Source organism: Streptomyces sp. NPDC058650, assembly GCF_042717315.1.
GTDB lineage: Bacteria > Actinomycetota > Actinomycetes > Streptomycetales > Streptomycetaceae > Streptomyces.
Map to the genome: position 1 here is coordinate 261,902 of NZ_JBHXRL010000011.1, position 19,916 is coordinate 281,817.

15 protein-coding genes, 1 tRNA gene and 2 pseudogenes are annotated in these 19,916 nt (G+C 72.1%); 17 read left to right on the plus strand and 1 reads right to left on the minus strand.

The window, feature by feature from the left end; genetic code table 11:
* Positions 1–84: 84 nt before the first annotated feature.
* From ACFWWU_RS21740 to ACFWWU_RS21750, 3 genes are read left to right on the plus strand one after another with little or no spacing between them, the layout of a single operon-like run.
* Positions 85–1,200, plus strand: a complete 1,116-nt coding sequence (locus tag ACFWWU_RS21740; RefSeq protein WP_384147457.1) for a bile acid:sodium symporter family protein — start codon at positions 85–87, stop codon at positions 1,198–1,200.
* Positions 1,201–1,225: 25 nt separating this feature from the next.
* Complete coding sequence (locus ACFWWU_RS21745) at positions 1,226–1,747, plus strand: isochorismatase family protein (RefSeq protein ID WP_384147458.1); 522 nt, start codon at positions 1,226–1,228, stop codon at positions 1,745–1,747.
* On the plus strand, positions 1,744–2,127 hold the full coding sequence (locus tag ACFWWU_RS21750) for a hypothetical protein (protein ID WP_056647137.1): 384 nt from the start codon (positions 1,744–1,746) through the stop codon (positions 2,125–2,127). The genes ACFWWU_RS21745 and ACFWWU_RS21750 overlap by 4 nt, the downstream gene beginning before the upstream one ends.
* Before the next feature lie 9 nt (positions 2,128–2,136).
* Here ACFWWU_RS21750 and fdhD read toward each other — a convergent pair whose 3' ends face one another.
* Entirely contained in the window at positions 2,137–2,964 is an 828-nt protein-coding gene (gene fdhD, locus ACFWWU_RS21755) for a formate dehydrogenase accessory sulfurtransferase FdhD (protein WP_384147459.1), read from the minus strand.
* 236 nt (positions 2,965–3,200) lie between these two features.
* Here fdhD and ACFWWU_RS21760 point away from each other — a divergent pair, with 236 nt between their 5' ends.
* The 14 genes and pseudogenes from ACFWWU_RS21760 to ACFWWU_RS21825 all read left to right on the plus strand — a co-directional run bounded on the left by ACFWWU_RS21760 (position 3,201) and on the right by ACFWWU_RS21825 (position 19,915).
* Positions 3,201–4,157 carry a beta-ketoacyl-ACP synthase III gene (locus ACFWWU_RS21760; RefSeq protein ID WP_384147460.1) on the plus strand — a complete coding sequence of 319 codons (957 nt, stop codon included), beginning with the start codon at positions 3,201–3,203 and terminating at the stop codon, positions 4,155–4,157.
* A 199-nt stretch (positions 4,158–4,356) separates the two neighbouring features.
* Positions 4,357–4,926 carry a hypothetical protein gene (locus tag ACFWWU_RS21765; RefSeq protein WP_384147461.1) on the plus strand — a complete coding sequence of 190 codons (570 nt, stop codon included), beginning with the start codon at positions 4,357–4,359 and terminating at the stop codon, positions 4,924–4,926.
* A 105-nt stretch (positions 4,927–5,031) separates the two neighbouring features.
* Positions 5,032–5,733 carry a class F sortase gene (locus ACFWWU_RS21770; protein WP_384147462.1) on the plus strand — a complete coding sequence of 234 codons (702 nt, stop codon included), beginning with the start codon at positions 5,032–5,034 and terminating at the stop codon, positions 5,731–5,733.
* A gap of 197 nt (positions 5,734–5,930) precedes the next feature.
* Complete coding sequence (locus ACFWWU_RS21775) at positions 5,931–7,112, plus strand: ROK family protein (protein ID WP_384147463.1); 1,182 nt, start codon at positions 5,931–5,933, stop codon at positions 7,110–7,112.
* Positions 7,113–7,228: 116 nt separating this feature from the next.
* Positions 7,229–8,743, plus strand: a complete 1,515-nt coding sequence (locus ACFWWU_RS21780; RefSeq protein WP_384147464.1) for a sugar ABC transporter ATP-binding protein — start codon at positions 7,229–7,231, stop codon at positions 8,741–8,743.
* Complete coding sequence (locus ACFWWU_RS21785; RefSeq protein ID WP_384147465.1) at positions 8,740–9,741, plus strand: ABC transporter permease; 1,002 nt, start codon at positions 8,740–8,742, stop codon at positions 9,739–9,741. Before ACFWWU_RS21780 ends, ACFWWU_RS21785 begins: the two co-directional genes overlap by 4 nt.
* A 57-nt stretch (positions 9,742–9,798) precedes the next feature.
* Positions 9,799–10,845: a substrate-binding domain-containing protein gene (locus ACFWWU_RS21790; protein ID WP_384147466.1), complete on the plus strand. Its 1,047-nt coding sequence runs from the start codon at positions 9,799–9,801 to the stop codon at positions 10,843–10,845.
* Positions 10,846–10,911: 66 nt separating this feature from the next.
* The gene (locus tag ACFWWU_RS21795; protein ID WP_384147467.1) at positions 10,912–12,174 is read left to right on the plus strand and encodes a Gfo/Idh/MocA family protein; all 1,263 of its coding nucleotides are present in this window, start codon (positions 10,912–10,914) and stop codon (positions 12,172–12,174) included.
* 13 nt (positions 12,175–12,187) lie between these two features.
* Positions 12,188–13,192 carry a sugar phosphate isomerase/epimerase family protein gene (locus ACFWWU_RS21800; protein WP_329620311.1) on the plus strand — a complete coding sequence of 335 codons (1,005 nt, stop codon included), beginning with the start codon at positions 12,188–12,190 and terminating at the stop codon, positions 13,190–13,192.
* 328 nt (positions 13,193–13,520) lie between these two features.
* Positions 13,521–17,267 (plus strand): ThuA domain-containing protein, encoded by a 3,747-nt coding sequence (locus ACFWWU_RS21805; RefSeq protein ID WP_384147468.1) that lies wholly within the window; start codon positions 13,521–13,523, stop codon positions 17,265–17,267.
* A 126-nt stretch (positions 17,268–17,393) separates the two neighbouring features.
* A pseudogene (locus tag ACFWWU_RS21810) lies at positions 17,394–18,195 on the plus strand (inositol-3-phosphate synthase); the annotation flags it as partial.
* Between the two features lie 19 nt (positions 18,196–18,214).
* A pseudogene (locus tag ACFWWU_RS21815) lies at positions 18,215–18,493 on the plus strand (alkaline phosphatase family protein); the annotation flags it as partial.
* A gap of 58 nt (positions 18,494–18,551) precedes the next feature.
* On the plus strand, positions 18,552–19,607 hold the full coding sequence (locus ACFWWU_RS21820; protein ID WP_384147469.1) for a sugar phosphate isomerase/epimerase family protein: 1,056 nt from the start codon (positions 18,552–18,554) through the stop codon (positions 19,605–19,607).
* A 223-nt stretch (positions 19,608–19,830) separates the two neighbouring features.
* A tRNA-Leu gene (locus ACFWWU_RS21825) sits at positions 19,831–19,915 on the plus strand.
* Position 19,916 lies beyond the last annotated feature (1 nt).

Sequence of the window (19,916 nt, forward strand, 5' to 3'; positions counted from 1 at the left end):
AGTCAGAGCACTGTACGGGATTCCCGATCACCGCCCTCCGGACCAGGATGGAAGCCCACCCGCACTCCACAGATCTGAAGCCCCATGAACCGCCGCACGCCCCTCCGCATCCCGCGCCTGCCGTCGTGGCTCCCCGTCGACGCGTACACCCTGGCGCTGCTCGGCACCGTCGGCCTCGCCGCGCTCCTGCCCGCGTCCGGGACCGCCGCCACCATCGCGGAAGGCGCCTCGACCGGGGCCGTGGCGCTGCTCTTCCTCCTCTACGGCGCCCGCCTCTCCACCCGCGAGGCGCTCGACGGCCTCCGGCACTGGCGGCTCCACCTCACCGTCCTCGGCAGCACCTTCCTGCTCTTCCCGCTCCTCGGACTCGCCGCACGAGGCCTCGTACCCACCGTGCTCACCCCCCAGCTCGCCGGCGGGCTGCTCTTCCTCTGCCTCGTGCCCTCCACCATCCAGTCCTCCATCACCTTCACCTCGATCGCCCGCGGCAACGTCCCCGCCGCGATCTGCGCGGGCTCCTTCTCCTCCCTCGCCGGCATCGTCCTGACCCCGCTCCTCGCGGCCCTCCTCCTCGGCGGCAGCACGGTCGGCCTCTCCGCCGACTCCCTCCTCACGATCGTGCTCCAGCTCCTCGCGCCCTTCCTGGCCGGACAGCTCCTGCGCCGCTGGTGGAACGGCAGGGGCCGCGCGCAGCGCGTCGAACAGGGTGGTGGCGGGCGACGGGCGGGCGGTTTCCTCGTCCGCCACAAGAAGACCCTCGGACACGTCGACCGGGGCTCGATCCTCCTCGTCGTCTACACCGCCTTCAGCCAGGGCATGGTCGCCGGCGTCTGGCACCTGGTGACCCCGGCGCGCCTCGGCCTGCTCCTCGCCGTCGAGGCCGTCCTGCTCGCCGTGATGCTGGCACTGACCTGGTACGGAGCGAAGCGCCTCGGCTTCGACCGGGCCGACCGCGTCACCATCCAGTTCGCCGGCTCGAAGAAGAGCCTCGCCGCCGGACTGCCGATGGCCAGCGTCCTCTTCGGCGCGCACGCCTCGCTCGCCGTACTCCCGCTGATGCTCTTCCACCAGATGCAGCTGATGGTCTGCGCGGTCATCGCCAAGCGCCGCTCCCACGACCCGGAGGAGCCGGTCCCGGCCGCCTCCACCCGGCGCCCCGCACCCATCGGCCGGATCACACCCCCACCCGCCCCACGATGATCATCCGGGCCGCTACGGTGCTCCCATGCCCTCACTCGATCCCGGCCGCACCGCGCTCGTCCTCGTCGACCTGATGGAGCGCATCGTCGCGCTGCCCCTCGCCCCCCGCCCCGGCACGGACGTCCTCGCCGCCGCGGCCCGGCTCGCCGACACCTTCCGGGCCGCCGGAGCACCCGTCGTCCACATCCGCGTCGAGCGGCCGAACGTCGCCACCCAGCCGCCCGGCAGCGAGCTCGTCCCGGACCTCGTCGAGGACGACGACCACGTCGTGATCAAGCGCACGATCGGCGGATTCCACGACACCGGACTCCACGAACTGCTCACGGGATCCGGCGCCACCACCCTCGTCCTCGGCGGCATCGCCACGAACCTCGGCGTCGAGTCCACCGCCCGCGCCGCCTGCGACCTCGGCTACGACCTCGTCTTCGCCGAGGACGCCATGACCGCCCTCACCGCCGACGAGCACCGGGCCTCCGTCGAGCTCGACTTCCCCCGCCTCGGCACCGTCGCACCCGTCTCGGCGATCACCCTGGACGGCCGCGAGTGACACCCGTCCCGATACGGTACGGGGCCCGCCCCTGCTCCCTCGTCGTCTGCCGGGGCTGCTGCTGCGGCGACGCCCGCAAGAACCCCGGCACCGACCACGACGCCCAGCTCGCCCGGCTCCGCGAGGCCGCCGCGGCCTCCGGCGGCCGCCTGGCCGTCCGTACGAGCGACTGCCTCGGCCCCTGCGCCCAGGCCAATATCGTCGTCGTCCAGCCCTCCACCGAGGGCCGCCGACGCGGCGGCCGGGCCGCCTGGATCGGCTTCACCCTCGACGAGGACTGCCTCGACGACATCCTCGCCTGGACGGCGGCCGGCGGCCCCGGCATCGCTAAGCCCCCGGCCACCCTCACCCTCCAGATGATCGACCCGCCGAAGAACTGACCGCGGTCGCTACACGGCGATCCGGTGCTCGCCCGCGTACACGTTCATGTCAGGCCCGCGCAGGAAGCCGACCAGCGTCAGACCCGTCTCGGCCGCCAGGTCCACGGCGAGCGACGACGGCGCGGAGACGGCGGCGAGCACCGGAATCCCCGCCATCACCGCCTTCTGCGCCAGCTCGAACGAAGCCCGCCCCGACACCAGCAGCACCGCCCGCTCCAGCGGCAGCAGCCCCTCCCGCAGCGCCCGCCCCACCAGCTTGTCCACGGCGTTGTGCCGGCCCACGTCCTCCTTCACGTCGAGCAGCTCGCCGTCCTCCGCGAACAGTGCCGCCGCGTGCAGCCCGCCGGTCGAGTCGAAGACCCGCTGCGCCGCCCGCAGCCGCTCCGGCAGCACGGACAGCAGGGCGGGCGCGAGCCGTACGGGGGGAGTGTCGGCGATCGGGAAACGCGCCGTGGTGCGCACCGCGTCCAGGCTGGACTTCCCGCACAGCCCGCACGACGACGTCGTGTAGACGTTCCGCTCCAGACTGATGTCGGGGACGACCACACCCGGCGCCAGCCGCACGTCCACCACGTTGTACGTGTTCCGGCCGTCGTCCGTGGCCCCGGCGCAGTACACGATGTTCCGCACGTCCGACGCGGCGGCGAGAACACCCTCGCTGACGAGGAAGCCCGCCGCGAGCGCGAAGTCGTCCCCCGGGGTACGCATGGTGATCGCGATCGGCTTGCCGTTCAGCCGGATCTCCAGCGGCTCCTCGGCCACCAGGGTGTCGGGCCGCGTGTTCACCGCCCCGCCGCGGATCCGCATGACACGCCGCCGCTCGGTGACCCGTCCCATCGTGATCGCACTCGTTTCTCTCGTGTGAAAGGCCGTGGAGCCGCGAAAACGCGCCGGAAACGGCCCTGACGGGGCCATTCTCCGTCACCGGGGGCCCGTACCCCACCGAGGGCCCTTGTCATGGTCGGCCAAGCGGTACGGGGGAATGTTGGTGGTTTACGTCACCTGTTACCCATGAGTCGCTGGCAAGACTGGGGGGTCCTGCCGGACGAACGAACCACCGAGGGGGTCCCGGTATGACGGGCACTCGCATTGCCGCGCTCGGGCACTACCAGCCTGCCAAGGTGCTCACCAACCACGACCTCGCGAAATTGGTCGACACCGACGACGCGTGGATCACCAGCCGGGTCGGCATCCGCACCCGGCACGTCGCCGGGCCGGACGAGCCCGTCGACGAGCTCGCCGCCCACGCCGCGGGCAAGGCCCTGGCCGCCGCCGGGCTCACCCCGGACGACATCGACCTCGTCCTCGTCGCCACCTCCACCGCGATCGACCGCTCGCCCAACACGGCCGCCCGCGTCGCCAACCGCCTCGGCATGCCCTCGCCCGCGACCATGGACCTGAACGTGGTCTGCGCCGGCTTCACGCACGCCCTGGCCACCGCCGACCACGCCGTACGGGCCGGGGGCGCCCGCCGGGTCCTCGTGATCGGCGCCGACAAGATGACCGAGGTGTGCGACTGGACGGACCGCACCACGTGCGTCCTCGTCGGCGACGGCGCGGGCGCCGCGATCGTCGAGGCCGTGGACGACGCCGATCCGGCCGACGCCCCGGGCATCGGCCCGGTCCTGTGGGGATCGGTCCCGGAGATGGGCCACGCCGTCCGGATCGAGGGCACCCCGCCGCGCTTCGCCCAGGAGGGCCAGTCCGTCTACCGCTGGGCCACCCAGCAGCTGCCCGCACTCGCCCGGAAGACCTGCGAGCGGTCCGGCATCGCGCCCGAGGAGCTCGCGGGCGTGGTGCTGCACCAGGCCAACCTGCGGATCATCGAACCGCTCGCGGCGAAGATCGGCGCCGTCAACGCGATCGTCGCCCGCGACGTCGTCGACTCCGGCAACACCTCCGCCGCCTCGATCCCGCTGGCCCTGGCCAAGCTCGTCGAGCGGGGCGAACTGCCCTCCGGCGCCCCGGTCCTGCTCTTCGGTTTCGGCGGCAACCTCTCGTACGCGGGGCAGGTCATCCGGATTCCGTAGGCGGGACGGACGAGGGACGGGGCCGAAGGGCGGTGGGGTGCGGGCTTCGGCGCTCAGGCCGGCCGGCCGTGCCCCGTTCGGCGGAGCCCGGTGGCGGCGCGCCGGGGGCGCACCTAGCTTCGATCGCGGTGAGGGTCGTCCAGTCGACGGGCGCGGAATCGTTTCGCCCCCGCACCCTCGCGTGATCGGGAGGACCGTCATGCGCGCGATACGTATCGCTTCCGCCGCCCTGCTCTCCGCCGCGGCCCTGGGGCTCGCGGCGGCGCCGCCGGCCCTGGCGGCGCTCGCGGAAGAGAACGAACCGAACATCACGTCGTTCGGGTTCTCCGTCACCCCCGCGACGGTCGCCCCCGGCGGCACCGTCACCCTCACCTCCGACGGCTGCGAAGTGCCGTCCGTGACCGTCACCTCCGGTGTCTTCGACACGGTGACCCTGAGCGAGGGCCGGAGCGGCAGCGCCACCGTCGACGTCGACGCCAAGGCGGGCGCCCGCTACGAGATCACCTTCGACTGCAAGGGCGAGCGCGGCACCACGAACCTCACGATCGCCCCGCCGACCGGCCCGGGCCACGACCCGGGGAACGTCACGGGTCCCGACACGTCCCCCGGCGCCCACAAGGGCGTGAAGGCCGGCTTCGGCTCCGAGGCCGGTTCCGCCGACGAAGGGCTCGGCGCCACCGAACTCGTCACCGGCGTCGTGCTGATCGCCGGAGCGCTCGGCGCCGCCGTCGTCCTGACCCGACGCCGCGGCGCCGACGGCAACGCCTGACGACAGCCGGACCAGGGGGGCCGAGACTGCCCCTCCACCCCGGTGTGACGAGGACCGGGGCGGAGGGGCGCCCACACACCCACGCGGAGACGGAGGAGCGCGGCCGTGCAGGGGTCGAACGGAACGGGGTCGAACGGAACGGGGACGGGTGGCACAGGGCCGGGTGGCACAGGGACGCGCGGCGCCTGGGGCGTCATAGTCGTCGTCCTCCTGGTCGGCGTGCATCTCGTGCGCGGCGGCGCGGAGGAGCTCCGCGCCGAAGGGCCCCCGCAGCCCCTCGCCGTGGCCGCCCCCGACGGCACCCGGGCGGCCGGTACGGGGCCGGTCACCGACTCCGTACCGGATCCGCTGCCCGCCTCGCCGCCCGTACGGGTCCGCGTCCCGGCGGTCCGGGTCGACGCGCCCCTCACGGAGGTCGGCCTCGACGCGGACGGCTGGATCGAGGCCCCGCCCCCCGAGGACGACCACCTCGCGGGCTGGTTCACCGGCGCGGTCACCCCCGGCGAGCGCGGCACCGCCGTCGTCGTCGGCCATGTCGACACCCCGCGCGGCCGTGCCGTCTTCTACGACCTCGGCGCCCTCGGCAAGGGCCACCGGGTGGAAGTCGTCCGCCGTGACGGACGGACCGCGGTCTTCGCCGTGTACGGGGTCGAGGTCGTCCCCAAGGAGGGCTTCCCCGCCGAACGGGTCTACGGCGACTCCGGCCTCCCCGAGCTGCGGCTCATCACCTGCGGCGGCACCTTCACACGGGCGACCGGCTACGAGGGCAACGTGGTGGTCTCGGCCCGCCTGGTCGAGATCCGCTGACGCCCCGCCTCCTCTCCTCTCTTCCTCTTCTCCTCCCTTCCTCCGTTCTTCCCGCGATACCCCTCCTTTGTCCCCATCCGGGAAAAAGTCTGCCCGGATTCCTGCGCGACTTCTTCCCACCCCGGAACCCCGCTGCTACGTTCCTGCCGAAAGCCCGAAGGAGAGCGTGCGACGAGAGGGAGGGGCGCGTGAGACGCATGACGGCACGACCCGCCAACCGGCATCAGGCGCGACTCCTCCGCCTGCTGCGCGACGGAGGTCCCAACTCCCGTGCGCAGCTGGGCGATCAGATCGACCTCTCCCGCTCCAAGCTCGCCGTCGAGGTCGACCGTCTCCTGGAGACGGGACTCGTCGTCGCCGACGGTCTCGCCGCCTCCCGGGGCGGCCGCCGCTCCCACAACATCCGACTCGCTCCCGAACTCCGCTTCCTCGGCATCGACATCGGCGCCACCTCCGTCGATGTCGCCGTCACCAACGCCGAGTTGGAGGTGCTCGGACACCTCAACCACCCCATGGACGTCCGCGAAGGGCCCGTCGCCGTCTTCGAACAGGCCCTGTCGATGGCGGCGAAGCTCCGCGACACCGGCATCGCGGAAGGCTTCGACGGCGCCGGGATCGGCGTCCCCGGCCCCGTCCGCTTCCCCGAGGGCGTCCCGGTCGCCCCGCCGATCATGCCCGGCTGGGACGGCTTCCCCGTCAGGGAGGCCCTCAGCCAGGAACTCGGCTGCCCCGTCATGGTCGACAACGACGTGAACCTCATGGCCATGGGGGAGCAGCACGCGGGAGTCGCCCGCTCCGTCGGCGACTTCCTCTGCATCAAGATCGGCACCGGCATCGGCTGCGGCATCGTCGTCGGCGGCGAGGTCTACCGCGGGACGACGGGCAGCGCCGGCGACATCGGCCACATCCAGGTCGACCCCGACGGCCGCGCTTGCGCCTGCGGCAACACGGGTTGTCTGGAAGCCCACTTCAGCGGCGCCGCCCTGGCCCGGGACGCCGAGGACGCGGCGCGGGGCGGCAGGTCGGAGGAGCTGGCGGCCCGCCTCGCGGCGGCCGGACGGCTCACCGCGGTCGACGTCGCGGCGGCCGCCGCCGCCGGCGACGCCACCTCACTCGCCCTCATCCGCGAGGGCGGCAACCGGGTCGGGCAGGTCATCGCCGGACTCGTCAGCTTCTTCAACCCCGGTCTGGTGGTGATCGGCGGCGGTGTCACCGGCCTCGGTCACAACCTCCTCGCCAGTGTCCGCACCCAGGTCTACCGGCAGTCCCTGCCCCTGGCCACCGGTAACCTCCCCATCGTCCTCGGAGAGCTCGGCCAGACCGCCGGAGTCACCGGCGCGGCCCGTCTCATCAGCGACCACCTCTTCTCCCCGGCGTAGCGCGTCCGAGTAGCTCGCCGACTCCCCGGCGGTGTGTGCCCATCGGCCCGCACCGCCGGGCCCCACCTCACCCACCCGCTCCGGCGCCACCCGTACCCGCCGAGGGGATCCCCGTCATGCCCCAAGAACAACCGCCCCTGCTCACGATGCACGGCATCACCAAGTCCTTCCCCGGCGTCCGCGCCCTCGACGGCGTCGACCTGGAGGTCGCCCCCGGCGAGGTCCACTGCCTCCTCGGCCAGAACGGCGCCGGCAAGTCCACCCTCATCAAGGTCCTCGCCGGCGCCCACCAGCCCGACGCGGGCCGGATCACCTGGAACGGCGAACCGGTCCGGCTCCGCTCCCCGAGCGCCGCCGTCCGCCTCGGCATCGCCACCATCTACCAGGAACTCGACCTCGTCGAAGGGCTCTCCGTCGCCGAGAACGTCCACCTCGGCCACGAGCCCACCACCGCCGGGTTCGTCCGGGGCGGCGCCGCCCGCACCGCCACCGCCGCCCTCCTCGCACGGCTCGGCCACCCCGAGATCGACCCGGACCGGCACCTCCGCGCACTCTCCGCCGCCCAGCGGCAGATCGTCTCCATGGCCCGCGCCCTCTCCCACGACGTCCGCCTCATCGTCATGGACGAACCCTCCGCCGCCCTCGACCCCGACGAGGTCGCCAACCTCTTCCGGATCGTCGCCGACCTCACCGCCGACGGAGTCGCCGTCGTCTACATCTCCCACCGCCTGGAGGAGATCCGCCGCATCGGCGACCGCGTCACCGTCCTCAAGGACGGCCGGGCCGTCGCCCGCGGACTGCCCGCCACGACACCCACCCGGGACGTCGTCGCCCTCATGACCGGCCGGGACGTCCCCTACGTCTTCCCCGAGCGGCCCGTGCGCCCGCCCACCGCCGCACCCGTCCTCCACGTCCAAGGCCTGGCCAGAAAAGGCGAGTTCGAACCCGTCGACCTCGAACTCCGCCCCGGGGAGATCGTCGGCCTCGCCGGACTCGTCGGCTCCGGCCGCTCCGAGATCCTGGAGACGGTCTACGGGGCACGGCGACCCACCGCGGGACGCGTCCTCGTCGACGGAAAGCCCCTGCGCCCCGGCAGCGTCCCCGCCGCCGTCCGCGCCGGCCTCGGCCTCGCACCCGAGGAACGCAAGGCACAGGGTCTCCTCCTCCTCGAATCCGTCACCCGCAACGTCTCCGTCTCCTCCCTCGCCCGCTTCTCCCGGGCCGGCTGGCTCGACCGCGCCGCCGAACGCGAGGCCGCCCGCGCCGCCACCCGTACGCTCTCGCTCCGCCCCGACCGGCCCGAGGCCCGCGTCCGCACCCTCTCCGGCGGCAACCAGCAGAAGGCCGTCCTCGCCCGCTGGCTGCTCCGCGGCTGCCGCGTCCTCCTCCTCGACGAACCCACCCGCGGCGTCGACGTCGGCGCCCGCGCCGAGCTCTACGCCGTCATCCGCCGCCTCGCCGACGACGGCCTCGCCGTCCTCCTCGTCTCCAGCGAGGTGCCCGAGGTCCTCGGCCTCGCCGACCGCGTGCTGGTGCTCCGCGAAGGCCGCGTCGTCCACACGGCACCCGCCCGCGACCTCGACGAACACCGCGTACTCGACCTCGTGATGGAAGGGAGCCCGACCGCATGACCCTCACCACCCCGGCCAAGGCCCCGGCCGAGGACAGCCGTTGGCGGGCACTCGGACTCAAGGCCGACGTCCGCAACCTGTCCCTGCTCGGCGTCCTCGCCGTCCTGATCACCGTCGGCGGCCTCACCCGGCCCGCCGAGTTCCTCGCCACCTCCAACCTCCAACTCGTCCTGACCCAGGCCTCCGTCATCGGCGTCGTCACCGTCGGCATGACCTTCGTCATCACCAGCGGCGGCATCGACCTGTCCGTCGGCGCGATCGTCGCCCTCGCCTCCGTCTGGGCCACCACCCTCGCCACCCAGGAGTTCGGTTTCGTCGGCATCCTCTTCACGGCCGTCGTCGTCGGCGTGGGCTGCGGGCTCGTGAACGGCGTCCTCATCGCGTACGGCGGAATGGTCCCCTTCATCGCCACCCTGGCCATGCTCGCCTCGGCCCGCGGCCTCGCCCTCCAGATCACCGACGGCCGCACCCAGATCGTCACCGTCGACTCCGTCCTCGACCTCGGCGTCCCCGACGCCTACGTCCTCGGCATCCCACCGCTGGTCCTCGTCTTCGCCGCCGTCACCGGCGCCGGCTGGCTGCTGCTCAACCGCACCACCTTCGGCCGCCGCACGGTCGCCGTCGGCGGCAACCCCGAGGCCGCCCGCCTGGCCGGCATCGACGTCCGCCGCCAGCGCCTCCTCCTCTACGTGCTCTCCGGACTGTGCTGCGGCGTCGCCGCGTTCCTGCTGATCGTCCTCGCCGGCTCCGGACAGAACACCAACGGCAACCTGTACGAACTCGACGCCATCGCCGCCGCCATCATCGGCGGCACCCTCCTCAGCGGCGGCCGCGGCACCATCGTCGGCTCCGTCCTCGGCGTCCTCGTCTTCACCACGATCACCAACATCTTCGCCCTCAACAACCTGCAGAGCGACGTCCAGCAGATCGCCAAGGGCGCCATCATCGTCGCCGCCGTCCTCGTCCAGCGCCGCTCGGCCCGCGACGGCGACACCTGACGACCCCCCTCCCACCCCCTCGCGCGCACCACCCCTCTCCAGAAGGGATCCACCGCCATGCCCGAAACCAGCCGCAGACACCTCCTCCTCGGCGGCGCGGCCGTCTCCGCCGGTGCCGTCCTTACCGCCTGCACGAGCAACGAGCCCAGGAACCCCGAGAACACAGCGCCCGCCGCGAGTTCCGCCCCCGGAGCCGACGACAAGCCCGGCACCCCCGTCACCATCGGCTTCGCCGGCCCCCAGGCCGACCACGGCTGGCTCAACGCCATCAACGAGAACGCCCAGCGGCGCGCGAAGAAGTACGCCGACGTCACCCTGGAGATCACCGAGGGCTCCAACGAGACCGCCGCCCAGATCGGGCAGGTCCAGACCCTCATCAACAAGAAGGTGGACGTCCTCGTCATCCTCCCCGCCGACGGCAAGGCCCTCACCCAGGTCGGCCTCCAGGCCATGAAGGCCGGCATCCCCGTCGTCAACCTCGACCGGATCTTCGCCTCCCCCCAGGCCTACCGCTGCTGGATCGGCGGCGACAACTACGGCATGGGACTCAACGCCGGCCGGTTCATCGGCGAACAGCTCAAGGACAAGCCGAACGCCACCGTGATCGAACTCGCCGGCATGGACAGCCTGGAACTCACCAAACAGCGCACCCAGGGCTTCGACGACGCCCTCAAGAACTATCCGAACATCCGCAAGGTCGCCCGCCAGGCCGCCGACTTCACCGTCGAGTCCGGCCAGGCCAAGATGGCCCAACTCCTCCAGGCCCAACCGAAGTTCGACGCCCTCTGGAACCACGACGACGACCAGGGCGTCGGTGCGCTCCGCGCCATCGCCCAAGCCGGCCGCAAGGACTTCCTCATGGTCGGCGGCGCCGGAGCCAAGTCCGCCATGGACGCCATCAAGGCCGACGACGGCGTCCTCAAGGCCACCGTCCTCTACCCGCCCACCATGGCCGCCTCCGCGATCGACCTCGCCCGCGCCCTCGGCCAGAAGAAGGGCATCGGCGGCATGGCCGAGCTGGAGATCCCCGCCTCGATCACCCTCTACTCGGCCGTCGTCACCAAGGAGAACGTCGACGAGTACCTGCCCACCGGCTTCAGCTGACCGGCCCGGGCGGCCCGACCGCCCCCGGGAGCAGGACCTCGCCGCACCACGAAACGGAGGAACCGAATGGACACGACGGAGAGCGGGGCCGCACCGCCGACGCTCGGCGTCGGCATGGTCGGCTACGCGTTCATGGGCGCCGCCCACTCACAGGGCTGGCGCACCGCGGGCCGCGCCTTCGACCTGCCGCTGAGGCCCGTCCTCGCCGCCGTCGCCGGACGCGACCCCGACGCCGTCAGGGCCGCCGCCCGCCGCCACGGCTGGGCCGCCACCGAGACCGACTGGCGCGCCCTGATCGCCCGCGACGACGTCCAGCTCGTCGACGTCTGCACCCCGGGCGACAGCCATGCGGAGATCGCCGTCGCCGCCCTGGAGGCCGGCAAGCACGTCCTGTGCGAGAAACCGCTCGCCAACTCGGTGGCCGAGGCCGAGACGATGGCGGCGGCCGCCGAGGCCGCCGCCGCCCGCGGCCAGATCGCCATGGTCGGCTTCAACTACCGCCGGGTTCCCGCCCTTTCGTACGCGCGACAGCTCGTCGCCGACGGCCGCCTCGGCGAGCTGCGGCACGTCCGCGTCACCTACCTCCAGGACTGGCTCGTCGACCGCGGCTTCCCGCTGACCTGGCGCCTGGAACGCGAACACGCCGGCTCGGGCGCCCTCGGAGACCTCGGCGCACACGCCGTCGACCTCGCCCAGTACCTGGTGGGGGAGCCGCTCGTAGGGGTGTCGGCACTCACCGAGACCTTCGTACGGAGGCGGCCGCTGCTCGCGGGCGCCTCGGCGGGCGGCCTCGGCGGGGGAGCGGGCTCGGAGGCGTACGGGCAGGTCACGGTCGACGACGCGGCCCTGTTCACCGGACGGCTCGCCTCCGGGGCACTCGCCTCCTTCGAGGCCACCCGGATGGCGGCCGGCCGCAAGAACGCGCTGCGACTGGAGCTCAACGGCGAGAAGGGCTCACTCGCCTTCGACCTCGAACGGCTCAACGAGCTGTCCTTCCACGACCACACCGAGCCCGCCGTCTCCGCCGGCTTCCGCCGCATCCTCGTGACCGAACCCGACCATCCGTACCTGGAGGGCTGGTGGCCCCCCGGTCACGGCCTCGGCTACGAACACACCTTCGCCCACCAGGCCCGCGACCTGGTCCTCGCCATCGCGAGCGGCACCGCCCCCGCACCCTCCTTCGCCGACGGCCTCCAGGTCCAGCGGGTCCTGGCCGCGGTGGAGGACAGCGCCCGGAACAACGCCCTCTACACCCCCGTATCCACATCCCTGTCCACGCCGCTGCCCTCGTCCCTGCCCGCACCGCTGCCCACGCCCGCATCGAGCTAGGAGGTGTCCGACCGTGCCCCGACCCTTCACCCTCTTCACCGGCCAATGGGCCGACCTGCCCCTGGAGGAGGTCTGTCGGCTCGCCCGCGACTTCGGCTACGACGGACTCGAACTCGCCTGCTGGGGCGACCACTTCGAAGTCGACAAGGCCCTCGCTGATCCCGCGTACGTCAAGGGCAGGCGCGAACTGCTCGACGCGTACGGGCTGAAGTGCTGGGCGATCTCCAACCACTTGGTGGGACAGGCCGTCTGCGACCATCCGATCGACGAACGCCACCAGGCGATCGTGCCCGCCCGGATCTGGGGCGACGGCGACGCCGAAGGCGTACGGCGGCGAGCGGCGCGCGAACTCGCCGACACCGCACGGGCCGCGGCGGCCCTCGGCGTCGACACCGTCATCGGCTTCACCGGCTCCTCCATCTGGCACCTCGTGGCGATGTTCCCGCCGGTGCCCGAGCGCATGATCGAGCGCGGCTTCGAGGACTTCGCGGAGCGCTGGAACCCGATCCTCGACGTCTTCGACGCCGAAGGCGTGCGCTTCGCCCACGAGGTCCACCCCAGCGAGATCGCCTACGACTACTGGACCACCCAGCGAGCCCTGGAGGCCGTCGACCGACGCCCGGCCTTCGGGCTCAACTTCGACCCGAGCCACTTCGTGTGGCAGGACCTCGACCCCGTCGGCTTCCTGTGGGACTTCCGCGACCGGATCTACCACGTCGACTGCAAGGAGGCCCGCAAGCGGCTCGACGGCCGCAACGGGCGGCTCGGCTCCCACCTGCCCTGGGGCGACCCGCGGCGCGGCTGGGACTTCGTCTCCGCCGGGCACGGCGACGTGCCCTGGGAGGACGTCTTCCGGATGCTCCGGTCGATCGGCTACGCGGGGCCCGTCTCGGTGGAGTGGGAGGACGCCGGAATGGACCGCCTGACCGGCGCCCCGGAGGCACTCGCCCACCTCAAGCGGTACGACTTCGACCCGCCCGCCGCCTCCTTCGACGCGGCCTTCGGGAACGCCGACTGAACTGAACACGCAGGTCCACGCCCGGCGGCGACAGCGCCGCCGGGCCGGGCCGTGCTGCCCGCGCACGCCTTTGTCCACTGGGGGGAGAAAGTTCGAACCTCCTCGCGCACAAGGGCTTTGCGACCCGGACGAACACCGCTACGGTCCCAGACGAACCTGATGTGTACATGGCGCCTCTTGTCGCGGCCCACCCGCCGCGCCCATCGCCCCCCGGACGGCGTGACGGCGCACGCCGCTCCCGGGCGCCACGGCACCCACCCCACCCCGCCCCGCGCCCCCCATGGCACGGCGGACCCCGTACGACCGGCCCCCTTCCCGGAGGACACTCGTGCACAGACAACGACGGCCCCGCACCAGGACCCCGCTCGCCGGAAAATCCCTCGCCCTGCTCACCAGCGGCGTGCTCGCCCTCGCCGGCCTCACCCTCGGCGCCCCCACCGGCCACGCCGCCGACACCGAGACCCCCACCCGCGACCCCGCCACGGCTGCCGCTCCCGCCGCCGCTGCCGAGGACTTCCAGCAGGTCACCCTCGCCAAGGGCGCCGCCGAAGTCGGCGAACCCATGTCCCTCGCCGTACTCCCCGACCGCAGCGTCCTGCACACCTCCCGCAACGGCGAACTCCGCCGCACCGACGCCGCCGGCAACACCACCGTCATCGGCACTGTCCCCGTCTACTCCCACGACGAAGAAGGCCTCCAAGGCATCGGCCTCGACCCGGACTTCGCCCGCAACCACGCCATCTACCTCTACTACGCCCCACCCCTCACCACCCCCGCCGGCGACGCCCCCAACGACGGCACCCCCGCCGACCTCGCGAAGTACGACGGCGTCAACCGCCTCTCCCGCTTCACCCTGAAAGCCGACCTCACCCTCGACAACGCCAGCGAGAAGAAGGTCATCGACATCCCCGCCACCCGCGGCATCTGCTGCCACGTCGGCGGAGACATCGACTTCGACGCCCAGGGCAACCTCTACCTGTCGACCGGCGACGACTCCAACCCCTTCGCCTCCGACGGCTTCACCCCCATCGACGAACGCCCCGGCCGCAACCCCGCGTTCGACGCCCGCCGAACCTCCGGCAACACCAACGACCTCCGCGGCAAGATCCTCCGCATCAAGGTCGCCGACGACGGCACGTACACCGTCCCCGCCGGCAACCTCTTCGCCCCGGGCACCGACAAGACCAGGCCCGAGATCTACGCCATGGGCTTCCGCAACCCCTTCCGCTTCAGCGTCGACAAGGCCACCGGCATCCTCTACGTCGGCGACTACGGCCCCGACGCCGGCGCCGCCGACCCCACCCGCGGCCCCGCCGGACAGGTCGAGTTCGCCCGCGTCACCAAGCCCGGAAACTTCGGCTGGCCCTTCTGCACCGGCGACAACGAGCCCTACGTCGACTACGACTTCGCCACAGGCACCTCCGGCGCCACCTTCGACTGCGGAGCCCTCAGGAACGACTCGCCCCACAACACCGGCCTCGTCGACCTGCCCGCCGCCGAACCCGCCTGGATCCCCTACAACGGCGGCTCCGTACCCGAGTTCGGCACCGGCTCCGAATCACCCATGGGCGGCCCCGTCTACCGGTACGACCCCGCCAACACCTCCCCGGTGAAGTTCCCCGAGGCCTACGACGGCGACTTCTTCGCCGGCGAGTTCGGCCGCCGCTGGATCAAGCGCGTCGACCAGGACACCGACGGCACCGTCCAGTCCATCAACCCCGTGCCCTGGACCGGCACCCAGATCATGGACATGGCCTTCGGGCCGGACGGCGCCCTCTACGTCCTCGACTACGGAACCGCCTGGTTCGGCGGCGACGACAACTCCGGCCTCTACCGCATCGAGAACGCCACCGGAGGCCGCTCACCCGTCGCCGAAGCGACCGCCAACAAGACCTCCGGCACCGCACCCCTCAAGGTCGCCTTCTCCTCCGCCGGAACCACCGACGCCGACGGTGAACCCCTCACCTACACCTGGGACTTCGGCGACGGCACCACCGCAGCAACCGCCAACCCCACCCACACCTACCGCAAGAACGGCACCTACACCGCCACCGTCACCGCCCACGACCCCACCGGCCGCACCGGATCAGCCTCCGCCCACATCGTCGTCGGCAACACCGCACCCAAGGTCGACCTCCAACTCCCCGCTGAAGGAGCCCTCTTCTCCTTCGGCGACGAAATCCCCTTCAAGGTGACCGTCACCGACCCCGAAGACGCCACCACCGGCCCCATCGACTGCGCCAAGATCAAGGTCACCTACGTCCTCGGCCACGACAGCCACGGCCATCCCGTCACCTCCGCCAACGGCTGCACCGGCACCATCAAGACCTCCGCCGACGGCGGCCACGACGACGACGCCAACATCTTCGCCGTCTTCACCGCCGAGTACACCGACGGCGGAGGCGGCGGACAAGCCGCCCTCACCGGCCGCGACCAGGCCAAACTCCAGCCCCGCCACCGCCAGGCCGAACACTTCGACAGCCAGAACGGCATCCGCACCTACGACAAGACCCAGGCCAACGGCGGTCGCACCGTCGGCGACATCAACGACGGCGACTGGATCTCCTTCACCCCGTACAACCTCACCGGCGCCACCAAGCTCACCGCCCGCGTCTCCTCCGGCGGCACCGGCGGCTACCTCGAAGTCCGCACCGGCTCACCCACCGGCACCCTCCTCGGCTCCACCACCGTCCCCGTGACCGGCAGCTGGGAGACCTTCCAGGACGTCGACGTCCCCCTCCGCGCCGTACCCCGCAAGACCACCCAGCTCTACCTGGTCTTCAAGGGCGGCACCGGCGCCCTCTACGACCTCGACGACTTCACGATCTCCCACACCCCCGCCGACCGCACCGCCAAACGCGTCCTCGTCTTCTCCAAGACCGCCGGCTTCCGCCACGACTCCATCCCCACCGGCATCACCGCCCTCAAGGAACTCGGCGCCGAGCACGGCATCACCGTCGACGCCACCGAAGAACCACGCCAGTTCACCACCAACAACCTCGCCCGCTACGACGCCGTCGTCTTCCTCTCCACCACCGGCGACGTCCTCGACGCCGCCCAGCAGACCGCCTTCGAGAACTACGTCTCCACCGGCGGCGGCTACCTCGGTGTCCACGCCGCCGCCGACACCGAGTACGACTGGAGCTTCTACGGCGGCCTCGTCGGCGCCCACTTCCAGTCCCACCCCCACATCCAGCCCGCGACCGTACGCGTCGAGGACCACACCCACCCCGCCACCGCTCACCTCGACGGCCCCTGGCAGCGCACCGACGAGTGGTACAACTACCGCACCAACCCCCGCGGTCAGGCCCGCATCCTCGCCACCCTCGACGAAACCACCTACCAGGGCGGCACCATGAAGGGCGACCACCCCATCGCCTGGTGCCAGTCCTACGGCGGCGGCCGCTCCTTCTACACCGGCGGAGGCCACACCAAGGAGTCGTACACCGAACCCGCCTTCCGACAGCACCTGTCGGGCGGACTCCAGTACGCCACCGGCCAGGTCAAGGCCGACTGCCGACCCCGGACCGGAAGCCGTAGCCTCTTCAACGGCGAAACCACCGAAGGCTGGAAGCAGGCCGGACCCGGCGGCTTCGACGTCACCGACGGCGAACTCCGCTCCACCGGCGGCATGGGCCTCCTCTGGTACCAGGCCAAGGAATTCCGGTCGTACTCCCTCACCCTCGACTGGAAACTCACCGGCGACGACAACTCCGGCATCTTCGTCGGCTTCCCCGCCTCCGACGACCCCTGGTCGGCCGTGAACAACGGCTACGAGATCCAGATCGACGCCACCGACACCGCCGACCGCACCACCGGCGCCATCTACGGCTTCAAAACGGCCAACCTCACCGCCCGCGACCGCGTCCTCCGCCCGCCCGGCCAGTGGAACACCTACGAGATCCGGGTCCAGGGCGAACGCCTCCAGGTCATCCTCAACGGCGTCAAGATCAACGACTTCACCAACACCGACCCCGCCCGCTCCCTCACCAGCGGCCACATCGGCATCCAGAACCACGGAGCCGCGGACCGGGCGGCCTTCCGCAACATCCAGATCAGGGAGCTCTCCTCCTGACCGCCCCCTGACCGCGCCCTGACCGCGCCCTGACCGACGGTGGGCGGGGCCGCCGTACCCCGCCCACCGTCCCCCCACACACCACCCCCACACCCCCCCCGCAGGACGAGCAGGGAGGCCGTCGACATGCCCACCGGACACCGCACGGGAATCTGGCTCATCGGCGCGCGAGGATCCGTCGCCACCACCACCGTGGCCGGCTGCGCCGCCCTCGTCGCCGGACTGCACCCGCCCACCGGCATGGCCACCGAGACACCCGACCTCGCCGACGCCGGCCTCCCACCGCTCGCCACACTCGTCTTCGGCGGACACGACACCACCGACAGCCCCCTGCCCAAGCGGGCCGAACAGCTCACCACCGCCGGAGTCCTCCCGTACGGCCTGGCGAGCGCCGTCACCGCCGAACGCGAAGCCGCTGACCGGGAGATCCGCCCCGGCGGGCCCCTCCCCGGCGACACCCGCACCGACGAACAGCTCGTCGCCACCTTCACCGCCGACCTGACGGACTTCCGGGAACGCATTGGCCTGGACCGCGTCGTCGTCGCCAGTGTGGCCTCCACGGAGCCGGCGTCGGGGGGCGTCGGGCTCCCACCCAGCACCCTCTACGCCGCCGCCGCGCTCCGCGCGGGCTGCCCGTACGTCGACTTCACCCCGTCCACCGGACTGCGCCACCCCGCCCTCGCCGCACCGCTCGCGGCGAGCGGACTGCCCCACGCGGGCCGCGACGGCAAGACCGGACAGACCCTCCTGCGGGCCGTCCTCGCCCCGATGTTCCTCCAACGGGCCCTGACCGTACGCGCCTGGTCCGACAGCACCCTCGGCGGCGGCGACGGAGCCGCCCTCGCCGACCCGGCGGCAGCGGCCGCCAAAGAACGCCGGGAAGGAACGCGTCCTCACCGACACCCTCGGCAGCGCCGTCGAAGGACAGGCACCCCGCCCGCCTCCCTCGCGGCCCAGTACACCCCCCTCGTCACCTTCGGCCGGACCCTGAGCACCACGCACGGCACGTCCACGCCACCATCCGGCGAAGAGCCGACGCCCGACTGCGCTACCGGCTCGCGGTCGTGCCCCTCGACCCCTCACCTATTCGCGGCAGCCATGGCCGCCTCCCCACGAGCGATGACGTAGGTCCGCTCATTCTGTGCTCCACCCCCCGCGCCGTCAGCGGCCGCGTCGCGGCCACCGATGTGAAGTCCCTGCTGCTCCGACGGGCCGGACTCGCCTGAGGTGCCGACCTGACTCCAGTGAAGCAGCCCCCACCGACACCCGAGGAGTTGTCCACAGATGAATCTCAGCCGCCGTACGGAAGCCGCCGACCCCGAGCTCACCCACCGGCTCAGCAGGCGCAACATGCTCGGCGTCGCCGCCGGCGCGACCGCCGCCGCCCTGCTGGGCGCGGCGGCCACCCCCGCCTCCGCGGCCCCTGCCGCCGCACCCCATGGCACGGGCCACGGCAGGCCGGTTCTGCCTCCCGGCCGCCTCGGCATCCAGCTCTACTCTCTGCGCGACAAGATCGCCGCCCTCGGATTCGCCGCGGTCTTCGCCGAGCTCCAGAGGTTCGGCTACGACGAGGTCGAGTACGCCGGCTACACCCAGGGCACCGGCGGCCCCCTCACGCTCGCCCAACTCAAGCGCCTCACCCGCGACCACGGACTGCGCGGCATCGGCAGCCACGTCGGCTACTACGCGAGCGACCCCGGCGCTTACACCTTCGCCCAGAACCTCGACCGGGTCCTCGACGACGCGGCGGCCCTCGGTCTGCCCCACATCGGCACCGCCTCCGGCCCGTGGCGCTACGGCGCCACCGTCGACGGCTGGAAGCGCTGCGCCGAGGAGTTCAACCGGTTCGGCGCCGCGGCACGGAGGCGCGGCATGAAGTTCTACCAGCACAACCACTCCGAGGAGTTCTCCTTCGCCACCGACCGCCCGGACGTGCGGCTCTACGACGTCCTCCTCGCGGAGACCGATCCGGACCTCGTCCACCTGGAGATGGACGTCTTCTGGGCCTACGTGGGCCAGTACCGCTACTCGACGCGTCCGGACGGCACCCCCGCCCCCTTCGACCCCCTCGACTACGTCCTCGCCCAGCCCCACCGCTACCCGCTGTTCCACGTCAAGGACGGCGACCGCGACGACTCCGCCGTTCCCTACGGCTACCGGATGACCGACGTCGGGGACGGGGACATCGACTACCGGCGCTTCATCTCGGCGGTCAACCGCACCCACCACGGCAGGCACGCCCACCACTGGCAGGCCGAGCGCGACAACCCGGTCGACTCGCTCGACTTCGCCCGCAGGTCCAGCGCCCACCTCCACTCCCTGCGGGAGAAGGGCCGCTGAGCCATCCCTCGGGCCCCTCACGCAGGGGTCCGAGGCCGCCCGACCACTCTCCGTGCGCGCTCGAACACACCTTGTGCGTACCATCGGACAATTCGGACTGGATCATGGAGATTCGGGCTGCTCCACGCCGCTGACCACGGAAAACCCTGGTGAGGGGCACCTCAAACCCCTGGTAGAGTTATCTCTGTCGCCGCGAGGGAAACCCCGAAGCGACAGACACCTTGTCCGGGTGGCGGAATGGCAGACGCGCTAGCTTGAGGTGCTAGTGCCCTTTATCGGGCGTGGGGGTTCAAGTCCCCCCTCGGACAC